General features: G+C 60.1%; 15 protein-coding genes. 13 read left to right on the top strand and 2 right to left on the bottom strand.

Going from position 1 to position 14,742, the window contains the following annotated elements; genetic code table 11:
- Together GAL_RS15110 and GAL_RS15115 are read right to left on the bottom strand one after the other, a co-directional pair.
- The gene (locus tag GAL_RS15110) at positions 1–2,094 is read right to left on the bottom strand and encodes a 3-hydroxyacyl-CoA dehydrogenase NAD-binding domain-containing protein (RefSeq protein WP_024098437.1); all 2,094 of its coding nucleotides are present in this window, start codon (positions 2,092–2,094) and stop codon (positions 1–3) included.
- Positions 2,095–2,368: 274 nt separating this feature from the next.
- A complete protein-coding gene (locus GAL_RS15115) occupies positions 2,369–4,015 on the bottom strand; it encodes a sulfatase-like hydrolase/transferase (RefSeq protein ID WP_024098438.1) in 1,647 nt (548 codons plus the stop codon).
- 334 nt (positions 4,016–4,349) lie between these two features.
- On the opposite strand from GAL_RS15115, the gene pcaF reads away from it, so the two are divergent.
- The 13 genes from pcaF (at position 4,350) to GAL_RS15180 (ending at position 14,624) form a co-directional block, all read left to right on the top strand.
- Complete coding sequence (pcaF, locus tag GAL_RS15120) at positions 4,350–5,552, top strand: 3-oxoadipyl-CoA thiolase (RefSeq protein WP_040104115.1); 1,203 nt, start codon at positions 4,350–4,352, stop codon at positions 5,550–5,552.
- 23 nt (positions 5,553–5,575) lie between these two features.
- Positions 5,576–6,553, top strand: coding sequence for a 1,2-phenylacetyl-CoA epoxidase subunit PaaA (paaA, locus tag GAL_RS15125; protein WP_024098440.1), 978 nt, complete (start codon positions 5,576–5,578; stop codon positions 6,551–6,553).
- A gap of 74 nt (positions 6,554–6,627) precedes the next feature.
- Complete coding sequence (paaB, locus tag GAL_RS15130; RefSeq protein ID WP_008557866.1) at positions 6,628–6,912, top strand: 1,2-phenylacetyl-CoA epoxidase subunit PaaB; 285 nt, start codon at positions 6,628–6,630, stop codon at positions 6,910–6,912.
- Positions 6,912–7,685 (top strand): 1,2-phenylacetyl-CoA epoxidase subunit PaaC, encoded by a 774-nt coding sequence (gene paaC, locus GAL_RS15135; RefSeq protein WP_024098441.1) that lies wholly within the window; start codon positions 6,912–6,914, stop codon positions 7,683–7,685. The genes paaB and paaC overlap by 1 nt, the downstream gene beginning before the upstream one ends.
- Before the next feature lie 98 nt (positions 7,686–7,783).
- Positions 7,784–8,257: a 1,2-phenylacetyl-CoA epoxidase subunit PaaD gene (gene paaD, locus GAL_RS15140; RefSeq protein WP_024098442.1), complete on the top strand. Its 474-nt coding sequence runs from the start codon at positions 7,784–7,786 to the stop codon at positions 8,255–8,257.
- A 10-nt stretch (positions 8,258–8,267) separates the two neighbouring features.
- Positions 8,268–9,341, top strand: coding sequence for a 2Fe-2S iron-sulfur cluster-binding protein (locus GAL_RS15145; protein WP_024098443.1), 1,074 nt, complete (start codon positions 8,268–8,270; stop codon positions 9,339–9,341).
- A gap of 63 nt (positions 9,342–9,404) precedes the next feature.
- Positions 9,405–10,172, top strand: coding sequence for a Phenylacetic acid catabolic protein (locus GAL_RS15150; protein ID WP_024098444.1), 768 nt, complete (start codon positions 9,405–9,407; stop codon positions 10,170–10,172).
- 126 nt (positions 10,173–10,298) lie between these two features.
- The gene (locus GAL_RS15155) at positions 10,299–11,165 is read left to right on the top strand and encodes a branched-chain amino acid aminotransferase (RefSeq protein ID WP_024098445.1); all 867 of its coding nucleotides are present in this window, start codon (positions 10,299–10,301) and stop codon (positions 11,163–11,165) included.
- A gap of 85 nt (positions 11,166–11,250) precedes the next feature.
- Positions 11,251–11,706 carry a universal stress protein gene (locus tag GAL_RS15160; RefSeq protein WP_024098446.1) on the top strand — a complete coding sequence of 152 codons (456 nt, stop codon included), beginning with the start codon at positions 11,251–11,253 and terminating at the stop codon, positions 11,704–11,706.
- 162 nt (positions 11,707–11,868) lie between these two features.
- Complete coding sequence (locus GAL_RS15165) at positions 11,869–12,432, top strand: NifU family protein (RefSeq protein ID WP_024098447.1); 564 nt, start codon at positions 11,869–11,871, stop codon at positions 12,430–12,432.
- A complete protein-coding gene (gene tsaB / locus GAL_RS15170) occupies positions 12,422–13,018 on the top strand; it encodes a tRNA (adenosine(37)-N6)-threonylcarbamoyltransferase complex dimerization subunit type 1 TsaB (RefSeq protein WP_024098448.1) in 597 nt (198 codons plus the stop codon). Before GAL_RS15165 ends, tsaB begins: the two co-directional genes overlap by 11 nt.
- A gap of 64 nt (positions 13,019–13,082) precedes the next feature.
- Positions 13,083–13,499 (top strand): GNAT family N-acetyltransferase, encoded by a 417-nt coding sequence (locus GAL_RS15175; protein ID WP_040104116.1) that lies wholly within the window; start codon positions 13,083–13,085, stop codon positions 13,497–13,499.
- Between the two features lie 129 nt (positions 13,500–13,628).
- Positions 13,629–14,624, top strand: coding sequence for a BMP family lipoprotein (locus GAL_RS15180; protein WP_024098450.1), 996 nt, complete (start codon positions 13,629–13,631; stop codon positions 14,622–14,624).
- Positions 14,625–14,742 lie beyond the last annotated feature (118 nt).

The following is a 14,742-nucleotide window of genomic DNA, read 5'->3' on the forward strand; positions in this document are numbered from 1 at the left end:
TCAGCGAGCCTCCTTGTTGAGATCATCAAAGCTGCGCCCTTCAGCGACCAACTGCTCCAGCAGCGGTGCTGGCTGCCAGAAGAAGGCATCTTCCTTGGCGTAGCGGCGAATATCCTTGAGAATACTGTCCAGCCCCTGCAGATCCGCCCATTTCAGAGGGCCGCCCCAGAACCGGGGGAAACCGTAACCAAACAGCAGCACCATATCGACATCCAGAGGACGGCGGGCGATGCCCTCACCGACAACCTTTGCCGCCTCATTGACCATCGCGCACATGTAGCGGCGCAGAACCTCGTCATTGGCAAAAACCTGTGGTGTCACGCCCTGATCGCGCTGATCGCGTTCGATGTATTCGGCTACCTGTGGATTCGGCGTCCCGCCACGCTTGCCCTCTTCGTAGACGTAAAAACCGCGACCGGTTTTCTGCCCGAAATCGCCGCCTTCACAGAGCATATCAGAGAAATGCACCACCCGTTCACGTTGGTCGAGTGTCGGCGCGCGACGCTTGCGCGCGGCCCAGCCGATGTCCAGCCCAGCGAGATCAGCGACCGCAAACGGACCCATGGCGAAGCCAAACCCGGTCATCACCTTGTCGATCTGATAGGGCGATGCGCCGTCCAGAACCATATAGTCAGCTGCCTTGCGATAGCTGTTCATGATCCGATTGCCGATGAAGCCATCACAGACGCCGGAGCGTACCGAGGTTTTCTTCAGCCTTTTGCCAAGGGCGAAACCGGTGGCCACGACATCAGGCGCTGTCTGATCTGCGACCACCACCTCCAGCAGTTTCATCACATGCGCGGGCGAGAAAAAATGCAGCCCGATCACGTCAGATGGACGACCGGTGGCGGTCGCAATGTCGTTGATATCCAGATATGACGTATTGCTGGCGAGAATGGCACCCGGTTTGCAATGCTCATCCAGCGCTGCAAAAACGTCGCGTTTCACACCCATGTCTTCAAAAACCGCTTCGACCACCAGATCGACCTGCGACAGCGCTGCATAATCCGTTGCCAGTTCAAGCGCCTCATTGAGAATGGCGTCGAATTGCGACTGGCTGATCTTGCCCCGCTTCAGCGCGCCCTTGAGATTGCCTTCAATGCGCTCCCGCGCCGCAACTGAGGCTGCCTCGTCCCGTTCAATCAGCACCACCGAAAGTCCTGCCAGCAGCGCAGCTGTTGCGATGCCAGCCCCCATGGTACCGCCACCGATGACCCCCATCGCAGCAATATTGCGGGGAGTTACATCAGCAAGCTCAGGCAGTTTGCTGACCGCCCGCTCCGAGAAGAAAGCGTGGATCAGGCCCTGCCGCTGATCGCTTTCCATCAGTTTCATAAACAATTCGCGTTCTTGCCGCACACCATCAAGAAAACTTGGCGCCTCGCAGGCGGCCTGCACCGCCCGCACCGCAATAGCCGGGGAGAGCTGACCGCGCCCACGGGCCAGAACACGATCATATGTGGCATCAAAATCGACAGGCTCCGGCGCGGGCATGTCACAGATCGGGCGACGCGGTGCATTCTGTTCAAGGAGCTCACGGGTATAGGCCAGCCCGACTTCACGCGGGTTGCCCTCAGCAATACGATCAATGACGCCCTTATCGAAAGCCTCGGCAGCCGCCACGTGGCGGCCAGTTGTGATCATCTCCAATGCGGCCTCCGTACCTGCGACGCGAGGTAACCGCTGGGTCCCACCAGCGCCTGGAATGATCCCCAGATGGACCTCCGGCAACCCCATCTTGGCGCCTGGCACGGCGATCCTGTAGTGCGAGGAAAGCGCTACCTCCAACCCACCGCCCAGCGCTGTGCCGTGCAGGGCCGATACGACGATCAGCTTGGCGGCTTCGATACGGTTGCAGAGATCTGGCAGGCCCGGTTCCTCCATGGGTTTGCCAAACTCTCGGATATCAGCACCTGCAAAATACGTCCGCCCCTCACCATAAATCAGCACGGCTCGCGCGCCTTCCTTCTCGGCGCGTTCAATTCCTGCCAACAGACCGCGGCGCACATCTATACCAAGTGCATTCACCGGCGGGTTCTGCGCGGCAAGAACTGCGATGTCACCAATCCGCTCGTAGACAATGGCTTCGGTCATGGAACTTTCCTCTTTTTGCGGGCGGTGCCGATCAGGAATGCAACGCAGCGAAGCTCACCGGAGCCAGTCTGCGGCATGACTATCCTCGGTCGACGCAGGCGTCGGCCCCAATAATTTCGCAATGCGGAACATTATTCCGCAACATGGGGCCCACCCTAGATATGGCTCTGCAAGCTGACAAGACCCATCATGCCGTGCCCCACTGCAGCTTGCCAACCGCCGCTCAACATCTTCGGCATATGACGGTGCGTCTCTTCAGACATGACAATTGCGATCAGTTCGCAGGTTTTGGGATCGGTCGGCGGTAGGCTTCAGTCAATGTGTCATCCACCTCGGACGCCTTGTAGACACCCAAGAGAATCCCCTTTCGGGCCGACTTCCCCCGCCGCGTGGCAATCTGTTCGTCCGATAGCGTGATGCGCTGCGACATCCGTAGCCCCCACTCCAATAGACGGTCATACATCAGATCAATCACCTCCTGATGCGCGCCGGTCTTAACCAGATCTACCAGTTCATCAGGATCGTCCTGAAGATCAAACAGCATGGGGCGAAGACCGCCTTCTGCGTGCATGAACTTCCACCGTTTATCGACCACCATAAACAGGCGGGCATCTTTGGGGGCCAGCCCGAGTTTTTCACACAACGGCAGCGTCGCATAGTCAAACTCTGCGACAGCATAGTCGCGCCATTCGGGCATCTCGCCACGCAGCCATGGCATCAGTGAGCGCCCCTCAAGGATATGCGAGGCAGCCGCCCCTTCTGCAGCCTCCAGAAATGTCGGCAACAGATCAATCGCCTCAACCAACTCATCGCAAGTGGTTCCGCGTGTGACATCCGCTTCCTCTCGCGGATCATAGATTATCAATGGCACCTTGATCGACGGCTCATGGAACAGGTTCTTTTCTCCCAACCAGTGATCGCCGAGGTAATCCCCATGGTCTGACGTCAGCACGATCATAGTGTCCTGCATACGTCCCGTCGCCTCTAGCCACGCAAATAGATGGCCCATCTGATCGTCGGCCTGCTTAATCAATCCCATATAGGCCGGGATCACCTTCTGACGCACCTCATCGCGGGAAAAGGCCTGGCCAATCTGATTGTTCATCATCCCCGCGAACACGGGATGAACCTCCTCCCGCTCAGCCGCACTGCGCACAGCCGGAAGCACATGCTCGGCACCATACATATCGTGATAGGGAGCCGGCACGATGTAGGGCCAATGCGGTTTGATATAGCTCAGATGCGCGCACCAGGGCTGATCACCGTTTTGTTCGGCTGTCTCAATAAACCTCATTGCCTCACGGGTGAGCCATGGCGTCTCGCTGTCTTCCTCAGCAATATTGGCTGGTTTGTCGGCATTGACCATGAACCAGCCGGACGCGATATCCGCCCCTTCCGTCCCGGCATTGGCAAAATCACCCCACGGGTTCTCACCCGGATAGCCCTTCGATTTGAGATACTCGTTATAGGGGCTGCGCTTACTGTCATAAAAACCATCAGGCCCTTCGGCCCAAAGCCCATCGTCACGCACAAACGGATCAAAACCACATTCCGTCTGGCGCACGCCAATAATACTGTCACGAGCAAGGCCAAGGCGCTGCATCCCTTCCGCATCGGCAACCATATGGGTCTTACCAATCAAATGGCAGCTCATCCCGGCCTTGCGCAGATGGTCACCCATCGTCCACTCCCCCACACGCAGAGGGTAACCGTTGAACTGCACGCCATGACTTGATGGATAGCGGCCTGTGTAACTGGACATACGCGAGGACCCACAGGTCGGCGATTGCACATAGGCACGAGTGAACCGCACCCCACGCGTTGCCAAGCCGTCAATATGCGGTGTCTGCAAGTGCGGGTGCCCAGCACAGCTGAGATAATCAAACCTCAGTTGGTCAAACATGATGTAGAGAATATTCATCAAGCCCTCCTCAGCCTTTGACTATCTCTGCCTGCTACTGACACGCTGGCCAAAGGTGCAGACCAAGGCTCTTGCCAGTCAGAGCACAGGCGCAAAATTAGTCAACATGTAAACTATTCCACATCTGATCGCTCAGCGAAACAGGCTTCCGGGCTGGACGCATCAACACTGCACCACGCTGACCAACCGGCTGGTTGCAGATTACTAATATGTTACAGATTTCATGCAGTATGCATATTACGGTTACATCTCTCTTGCCGAGAATCACTTCTACGCCTATTACCGACTATATGGTCGGCTTATAACTTGCCGCGATCTGGAGACGCGAACACCCATGGATGCTTTCATCTGCGATGCCACCCGCACCCCAATCGGCCGCTACGGCGGCGCGCTCAGCCAGGTGCGGACCGATGATCTGGCCGCCCTGCCAATTGCCGCGTTGGCAGCGCGCAACCCAGACGTCGACTGGGGCTCCTTGGATGATGTGATCCTGGGTGATGCCAATCAGGCGGGCGAAAGCAACCGCAACGTGGCCCGTATGGCCGCTTTGCTGGCGGGCTTGCCCACCACTGTGCCCGGCACCACCATCAACCGCCTCTGCGCCTCCGGCATGGATGCGGTCGGCATGGCGTCGCGCGGCATCAAGGCAGGCGACTATGACATGGCCATTGCCGGCGGCGTCGAAAGCATGAGCCGCGCGCCCTTTGTGATGCCCAAGGCGACCTCCGCCTTCACCCGCGCCAACGCGGTCTATGACACCACCATCGGCTGGCGCTTCGTGAACAAGAAAATGCACGAAATGTACGGCACTGACTCGATGCCGCAGACCGCCGATAATGTGGCCGAGGATTATGGTGTCAGCCGCGCCGATCAGGACGCCTTTGCCGCCCGCAGCCAGGCTCGCTGGGCCGCTGCGCATGAGGGTGGCATCTTCAACGACGAAATCACCCCGGTCACCATCCCCCAGCGCAAGGGTGATGCTATTGTGGTGGACACCGACGAACACCCCCGCCCCGGCACCTCGGCGGAGAAACTCTCAGGCCTCAAGGGCGTCAACGGCGCGGACAAGACTGTGACCGCCGGCAACGCCTCTGGCGTCAACGACGGCGCCGCGGCGATCCTGATGGCGAATGAGGCCGCGGCCGCGAAGAATGGCCTGAAACCGATGGCCCGCATCGTCGGCATGGCCGCCGCAGGGGTAGAGCCACGCATCATGGGTATCGGCCCGGTGCCCGCCACGCGCAAGGTGCTGGCCCGCACCGGTCTGACCATTGACCAGATGGACGTGATCGAGCTGAACGAGGCCTTCGCCGCGCAGGGCCTTGCGACACTGCGTGAGCTTGGTCTTCCGGACGATGCACCCCATGTTAATCCCAACGGCGGTGCAATTGCACTGGGCCACCCGCTCGGCATGTCCGGGGCGCGGCTGGTGCTGACCGCCGCATACCAATTGCAGCGCACCGGCGGGCGGTATGCGCTCTGCACCATGTGCGTCGGCGTCGGACAGGGCACCGCCCTGATCCTCGAACGCGTGTAAGAAACCCAAGGGAGGTCCCAGACATGTATGCTCAGATGGTCAAATCCGAAGCGACCCAGGACGATCCGGAAAAGCTGGCCGCCTTTCAGGCGCGTATCGACGCGGGCGAGAAGATCGAGCCCAAGGACTGGATGCCCGAAGGCTACCGCAAGACGCTGATCCGCCAGATCGGCCAGCACGCCCATTCAGAAATCGTCGGCCAGCTGCCCGAGGGCAACTGGATTACTCGCGCGCCCACGCTGGAACGCAAGGCGATCCTGCTCGCCAAGGTACAGGATGAGGCGGGCCATGGCCTGTACCTCTACTGCGCGGCGGAAACCCTCGGCGTGTCGCGCGACGAGATGACTGAAATGCTACTGGACGGGCGCATGAAGTATTCGTCGATCTTCAACTACCCGACGCTGAACTGGGCCGACATCGGCGCAGTCGGCTGGCTGGTGGACGGCGCGGCGATCATGAACCAGGTGCCGCTGCAACGGACCTCGTTCGGCCCCTACTCCCGCGCGATGATCCGCATCTGCAAGGAAGAGAGCTTCCACCAGCGCCAGGGCTATGACGCCATCCGCAGGATGGCCGAGGGCACGGCTGAGCAGAAAAAGATGGCCCAGGACGCACTGAACCGCCTGTGGTATCCGTCACTGATGATGTTCGGCCCCTCCGACAAGGATTCGGTCCACTCCACCCAGTCGATGGCCTGGAAGATCAAGATGAACACCAACGACGAGCTGCGTCAGAAGTTCGTAGACCAGACCGTGCCGCAGGCCGAATACCTTGGCCTCACCGTCCCCGACCCGGACCTGAAATGGAACGAGGAACGTGGCCATTATGACTACACCGACCCGGACTGGTCAGAGTTTTACGACGTACTGAAGGGCAACGGCCCCTGCAACACAGACCGCCTCGCCGCCCGCAACAAGGCCTGGGACGACGGCAAATGGGTGCGCGACGGGCTCTTGGCCCACGCCAGAAAGAAAGCCGCACGCCAGCACGCCGCCGAGTAACCCCAAGCATTTTGGCGCTCCGCCCGATTTTGAACGCTGCGAAAGCGCCCCCTTCAGCCAGGAGGAATTGAAACATGAAAAACGAATGGCCCCTTTGGGAAATCTTCATCCGCGGCCAGCATGGCATGAGCCACCGCCACGTCGGCTCCCTGCATGCGCCGGACGCCGAGATGGCGATCAAGAACGCCCGCGACGTCTACACCCGCCGCAACGAAGGTGTGTCGATCTGGGTGGTTGAGGCCAACCACATCGCCGCCTCCTCGCCCAGCGACAAGGGCCCGCTTTATGAGCCATCGGAAAGCAAGGTCTACCGCCACCCGACCTTCTTCGACATCCCCGAAGAAGTGGGGGCCATGTAATGACCGCCGCTGTTAACACGGAAGACGCGCTCACCCAATTCCTGCTGCGGATGGGCGACAACACCCTGATCCTCGGCCACCGGGTCAGCGAATGGTGCGGCCACGCGCCGGTGCTGGAAGAAGACATCGCGCTGGCCAACACCGCGCTGGACATGATCGGCCAGACCCAGATGTGGCTCGGCCTCGCAGCTGAGGTGCAGGGCGACGGCAAATCCGCCGACGACCTCGCCTTCCTGCGCGACGCCTGGGACTTCCGCAATGTGCTGCTGTGCGAGGTGCCGAACGGCGACTTCGGCCGCACCCTGATGCGCCAGTTCCTGTTTGACGCCTGGCATTCGATCCAGCTGGGCCGACTGATGAAATCTTCGGATGAACGGGTGGCCGCAATTGCCGAGAAAGCCTCAAAAGAGGTCGCCTATCACCTGGAACGCTCTGCCGACACGGTGGTGGGCTTGGGTGACGGCACCGAGGAAAGCCACCGCCGGATGCAGGAAGCACTGGACTATCTGTGGCCCTACGTGGGTGAAATGTTCCAGTCCGACGATGTGGACGCCGAGATGGTCAAGGCAGGCATCGCCCCCGACCCGGCCAGCCTGCGCGAAGAATATGACGCGCTGATCTCCCGCATCCTGGGCGACGCGACGCTGACCATTCCGGAAAGCCGCTTCGCCCATAAGGGCGGGCGCACCGGTGCGATGCACACTGAACATCTGGGCCACCTGCTGACCCAGATGCAATGGCTGCAACGCGCCTATCCCGGCGCCAAGTGGTAACGGAATTGATGAAGAGTTAAGGGCAACGCCCGCTCGCCGGGGCGGGACGGGCATTGCCCGGTGTTCCGCCGGACGGAACAGCCAATGAGGGTAACCGCATGAGCCAAGTGACAACTCAGCCAAGCATCACCCGGATCTGGGAGTGGCTCGACACCGTACCCGATCCGGAAATCCCGGTGATCTCGCTGGTGGATCTGGGCATCATCCGCAATGTGGCTTGGGAGGATGAAACACTGGTGGTAACCGTCACCCCAACCTACTCCGGCTGCCCGGCCACTTCGGTGATCGCAATGGATATTGAAACCGCCCTGCGCGACCGCGGTATCGAGGATCTGAAACTCACGACCCAGATCTCCCCCGCTTGGACCACCGACTGGCTGTCCGAAAAAGGCCGCGCCAAGCTGGAGGACTACGGCATCGCCCCGCCCCAGCCCGCAGGCGGCCCCGAAAAATGCCCGCACTGCGGCAGCAAACATGTCACCAAGGTCAGCCAGTTCGGCTCGACCCCCTGCAAGGCCCACTGGCGCTGCCAGGACTGCCTCGAACCTTTTGATTACTTCAAGTGCATCTGAGGAGACCCTGATGGCGCGCTTTCACGACCTAGAAGTCACCGACGTTCGTAAGACCATCCGCGATGCGGTGGTTGTCACATTGAAGCCCGCGGGTGGCGCGGCTGAGGAGTTCAACTTCACCCAAGGCCAGTACCTGACCTTCCGCCGCGACTTCGACGGCGAGGAGCTGCGGCGTAGCTACTCGATCTGCGCAGGGCGCGGCGAAGGTATTCTGCAGGTTGGCATCAAACGTGTCGACGGCGGTGCGTTCTCCACCTGGGCCAACACCGAGCTGAAAGCCGGCGATACCCTGCAGGCAATGCCGCCGATGGGGAGTTTCTTCACCCCGCTCAATGGAGCTGCTGAAAAGCACTACCTGGGCTTTGCTGGCGGCTCCGGCATCACGCCCGTGCTGTCGATCCTCAAGACCACGCTGGACGCCGAACCCAATTCCTCCTTCACGCTGGTCTACGCCAACAAGGGCGTGAACACGATCATGTTCCGCGAGGAGCTGGAGGATCTGAAAAACCTCTACATGGGCCGCTTCAACGTGATCCACGTGCTGGAATCCGACGCACAGGAAATCGACCTGTTCACCGGTCTGGTGACGGAAGAGAAATGCGCCCAGCTGTTCGAGCACTGGATCGACATCCAGTCGGTCGGCACCGCCTTCATCTGCGGCCCGGAGCCGATGATGCTAGGCATCGCCAGCGCCCTGCGCACCGCCGGCCTCGATGACAGCCAAATCAAGTTCGAGCTGTTCGCCTCTGCCCAGCCGGGTCGTGCAAAACGCACGGCCACCGCAAGCGATGCTGCCTCCGGTGCCAATCAGACCAAAGCTGCGATCACCTTGGATGGCGCGACTCAGACCATCGAGATGGGTAAGAACATGACTCTTCTGGATGCGGCGCTGGAAAACGCGATGGACGCCCCCTATGCCTGCAAGGCCGGTGTCTGCTCCACCTGCCGCTGCAAGGTGCTGGAAGGGGAGGTCGAGATGGTCGCCAACCATGCGCTTGAGGATTACGAGGTCGAGAAGGGCTACGTCTTGTCCTGTCAGGCTTATCCGCTCAGTGACAAAGTGGTGGTGGACTATGATCAATAGCCCATTAGGTTAGAGCGCAGGCAGCGGCAGCCCCCCACTCAGCAAACCCGAGGAGACCATGCCATGAATGATGAGATGAGCATTGAGAGCTATCTGGCAGCCGGTGGCGTCCTCAGCAATCCATCCAATGTTCCGCCACGCTACCGCGCCGAGTTGATGACCATCATGGCCAGCTTCGTCGACAGCGCGCTTGCGGGGGCGGCAGGGTTTGTCGATATCATCAATGAAGGCCCAGGCATTAAGTCCCGCATGGCTGCGGCCCGGATCGTGCTGGAAAAAACCGCCAACGCTGATCGTGTTCTGCAGGTCATGGGTGATTTCGGTGCCGACACCGAACGCTATGTGGATCATCACCCCTGGACTGCGCGCCTGGATCGCGAGGCCGGGTTGGATCAGAGCCGATCCAAACACGACCGGCGCCTTGCGGTATTCAACTACCCTCTGGAAGGGTGGGCCGATGCTGTGGTTATGAACCTTCTGATGGGCCGCGCGGTCGCTGTACAGCTCGCGGAACTGTCGATGATTTCCTACCAACCGTTGGCTGAGGCCTTCCGCGCAATTCAACCCGTCGAGGCCCATCATGCGCGTCTTGCCCACGAAGGGCTGTCGCGATTGGTGCAGGAAGGCGACATCAACATGTTGCAGGAATCCATCCACTATTGGTGGCCACGTGTCGCCATCAGCTTTGGCACTGATACCTCTGACAAGTTCGAGACCCTCTGTGGGCTCGGCCTGCGCCACCGCAGCAATGCGGACCTGCGCACCAGGTGGCAAAGCGAGATGCGCGGCGTTCTGCGAGAGCTGGGGCTGGAGGCGCCAGAGCCCGCCTGATCGAGACGTAGTCGTCTCCCTGATCTAGCAATTCGCCCAAGCGCAGATGGCAGGAAAAGGTCTGGACGGCTGACCCATTGCGCCATAGGCTCAGCCCACTCCGGCACCCACAGGACGAGGCCAGGCATGGCGATCAGCAAGACCATTCGCACCTATTTCAACGGCAGCTGGCACGATGGCGATGTCGCGATCATGAAGGCTGCAGACCATGCCGCCTGGCTTGGGTCCTCCGTGTTCGACGGGGCACGCCTGTTCGATGGGGTCACCCCTGATCTTGATCTGCACTGCGCCCGCGCCAATGCTTCAGCTGAGGCGCTTATGATGGCACCGACCGTCAGTGTCGCTGATATGGTCGCCATCGCCAAAGATGGCCTCTCCCTCTTTGCACCCGGCTCGGCCGTCTACATCCGGCCTATGTATTGGGCGACAGGCGGTGATTCCACGATGATCGCTCCGGAGCCAGAAAGCACCCAATTCGCGCTCTGCCTGGAAGAAATCCCAATGGCGCCCCCGACCGCCTCCGCCACACTGACCCGCACCTCCTTTCGGCGACCCATCCTTGAGAGCGCCGTGGTGAATGCAAAGGCCGGCTGCCTCTATCCCAACAACGCCCGCATGTTGCGTGAAGCCCGCGCCAAAGGCTTCAGCAACGCCTTGGCATTGGATGCGATGGGCAATGTTGCTGAAACCGCGACGGCGAATATCTTCATGGTGCGTGATGGAGAGGTTTTCACCCCAATCGCAAACGGCACCTTTCTTGCCGGGATCACACGTGCCCGACATATCGCAAACCTGCGCGCCGATGGTGTCACGGTTCACGAGAGCGTCCTGGGCTACACGGATTTTGAACAGGCCGATGAGATCTTCATGTCGGGCAACATGAGCAAAGTCACCCCGGTCACCGCCTTTGATGATCGCCAGTATCAGATCGGCCCCATCGCCAAACGAACACGCGATCTTTACTGGGACTGGGCCACAAGCAACGGCAGTTGATCCCGGCAGCGTGACGCCGCGGCTCGTCTATTGCACCATTGGATCGCTTACGCCATGATCCAACCGGAACAACCAGAGGATCAATATGCGCAAATTTCTTGTCGTATTGGATGACAGCCGCGAATGCCTGAATGCGATGCGGTTCGCTGCAATGCGCGCTGCCAAAACCGGTGGCGGGGTCGAGATCCTGTCGGTAATTCCCCCGGATGAATTCAACCATTGGATCGGCGTCGGCGAAGTGATGCGGGAGGAAGCCCGGGAACGCATACACGCGCATTTTGAAGTTTTTGCGAAATGGATGCGCGACCGTCAGGGGGTTGAACCGAAACTTGTGATCCGTGAAGGCGAAGCCGTTCCCGAGATCATCGCCCAGATCGAGTCCGACACCGAAATCGGTGTTCTGGTGCTAGGCGCAGGAGACGATCGCAAAGGTCCCGGCCCGCTTGTTACTCAACTGAGCCGCTCATCCGGCAGCCTGCCGGTGCCGATCACAATCGTGCCCGGCGATCTGTCCAAGGAAAAACTGGAAGCGATCACCTGATCGCTTCTGACCTGCCAGCACGGTTACCCTTCTCCTCCTGAGGAGATTGGATCACGAAGCGCCAGCACAGCCCGCGAGGGCTTTCGAATTTAGAATTGTTCCAAATCTTGACTTAAGCGGGTCGGAGGCGCATATCTCTGCCACGCTTTAAGGAGGCCCGACATGTTCATTCAGACCGAATCCACGCCCAACCCGGCGACGCTGAAATTCCTGCCGGGCCAGACTGTTCTGGAGATGGGCACCGCAGATTTTCCAACCGCAGATGCCGCAGGCAGCTCGCCTCTGGCGCAGCGAATCTTTGCCGTTTCCGGGGTTACCGGCGTTTTCTTTGGCAATGACTTTGTCACAGTCACCAAGGCTGACACCGTTGAATGGGATCACATCAAACCCGCAATCCTGGGTGCGGTGATGGAGCATTTCCAGTCCGGCCAGCCCGTCATCTCTGAGGGCGGAGAGCAGGCATCCGGCCATGCTGAACACACCGGCGAAGATGGCGAAATCGTCAACCAGATCAAGGAGCTCCTCGACAGCCGCGTACGCCCTGCCGTGGCCCAGGATGGCGGCGACATCACGTTCCATGGCTTTGATCGCGGCGTTGTCTATCTGCATATGCAGGGGGCTTGTGCCGGTTGCCCGTCTTCGACGCTGACCTTGAAGATGGGTATTGAAAACCTGCTGCGTCATTACATTCCGGAAGTGACCGAGGTGCGCCCCGTTGCCGTCTGACGTTCTCGTCCTCGGATTTGATACATCGGCCGCGCATTGCGCGGCCGCTTTGTTGCAGGGTGACGTCATCCTTGCCCAAGCTTGCGAAGAGATGGCGCGCGGACAGGCCGAGCGCCTGATACCTCTGCTGGAAGAGGTACTGGCTGAAGGCGGAGTAACTTGGGCGGATCTTGATGCGCTGGGAGTTGGCGTAGGTCCGGGTAACTTCACCGGCATTCGCATTGCCGTCTCAGCTGCGAGAGGCCTGGCACTGGGGTTGGAAATCCCCGCCGTCGGCGTCAACGGGTTTGAGGCGCGTGAGCACCCCGGCACATTCGCTGCGGTGCCAGCCCCACGTGATCAAGTGTACGTATACCCGCCCGGAGAAGACCCTCGGCTGATGCCGCTTTCCGAAGCGCAAGCCATCGCAACCACGCTGAGGCTGGAATTGGCTGCCGAGGCGACGCCACCGCGCATCGCCGAAACAATCGCGCGCAGGGCTGCAGAACGCTACAAAGACACCATATCCGCCCCGGCCCCGCTGTATCTGCGAGCCGCTGACGCCGCCCCTGCCAAAGACGCACCGCCAACACTGATTGACGGCTGAAATCTGCCTGCCGACCATGACAACACCCGTGCACAATCAACCGAGCACTCCGACGCCGGAGGACATGACCCGCACCCATCAGGCTGCCTTTCTGCAGGGGCGCCCCTGGTCAGCACGCGAATTTGCGGCCCTGCTTGACAGCCCGTTCAGCTATGCCGTCGGGGATGCGCGCAGTTTTGCCCTTGGCCGCGTCGTCGCGGGAGAAGCGGAACTCCTGACAATTGCCACCCACCCCGATCATCAACGGCAAGGTCTGGCCCGGGCGATTCTGGAGAGATGGTGGGAGGTCGCCTTGGCGCATGGTGCAACCGATGGTTTTTTGGAGGTCGCAGAAGACAATCACCCGGCCCGCAGCCTGTACAAGGCTTATGGATTCGCAGAAAGCGGCAGACGGGTCGGATACTACACCCGCCAAGGCACAGCAGCAGTGGACGCAGTGCTCATGAGCGTCAGTTTACGCAAGGCTGAAAGCGCAGAATAACACCAAAAGGTCAAAAAACGGTTGACCCTTTCCGCAGCCTACGGCCTAAATTGTCGCACCTTTTTAAAAACACATGGGTTGGGGCGGTCAAACTGGCCGCAACAAGAACAACAAATTGGGAGTACCCCTATGACCCTGATGAAATCCCTGATGAGCGCCGCGGCAGCCGTGGCGCTGACTGCCGGTGCTGCAATGGCAGAACCGGCGCTGATCTTCGATCTGGGCGGCAAGTTCGACAAGTCCTTCAACGAAGCAGCCTTCACCGGCGCGCAGCGTTGGGCTGAAGAAACCGGCGAAAGCTTCCGCGAAATCGAACTGCAGTCCGAAGCCCAGCGTGAGCAGGCGCTGCGCCGCTTTGCCGAAGCAGGCGCAAACCCGATCGTAATGGCAGGCTTTGCCTTCGCAGACGCACTGGGTCAGGTCGCTGCAGACTACCCGGAAACCAAATTCGTGATTATCGATATGGTTGTCGATGCACCCAACGTCCGCTCGGTGGTCTTCAACGAGCATGAAGGCTCCTACCTCGTGGGTATGCTGGCGGCCAAAGCGTCCAAATCGGGCACCGTTGGTTTCATCGGTGGCATGGATATCCCGCTGATCCGCAAATTCGCCTGTGGCTACGCCGAGGGCGTAAAAGCGGCCAACCCGGACGCAACCGTGATCGCCAACATGACCGGTACCACCCCGGCGGCCTGGAATGACCCGGTCAAGGGCTCCGAGCTGACCAAAGCGCAGATCAGCCAGGGCGCTGACGTTGTCTATGCAGCAGCAGGCGGCACCGGCGTTGGCGTACTGCAGACCGCAGCTGACGAAGGCATCCTGTCGATCGGCGTGGACAGCAACCAGAACCACCTGCACCCGGGCAAGGTTTTGACCTCCATGATGAAGCGCGTCGACAACGCTGTGTTCGAAGCCTTCTCCGACGGTCCTGAGCTGGAAACTGGTTTCTCCGTCATGGGTCTGTCCAATGGTGGCGTTGGTTTCGCGGTTGACGACAACAACGCGTCTCTGATCACCGAAGAGATGACCGCTGCCACTGATGACGCGGCTGCCAAGATCGCAACCGGTGAGATCACCGTGCATGACTATATGTCGGACGACAGCTGCCCGGCTCTGTCCTTCTAAGCGCTGAACTGCCCCCCGGCCCACCGTGATCCTCTTGCGATCATGGTGGTGACCGGGGGTTTCATATTGCCCGGAGGCTGCGCCTTTGCCGCCTCCGGGTTTGGTTTTTCCTAGGTTG

Origin of the sequence: Phaeobacter gallaeciensis DSM 26640 (assembly GCF_000511385.1) — a bacterium.
Lineage (GTDB): Bacteria > Pseudomonadota > Alphaproteobacteria > Rhodobacterales > Rhodobacteraceae > Phaeobacter > Phaeobacter gallaeciensis.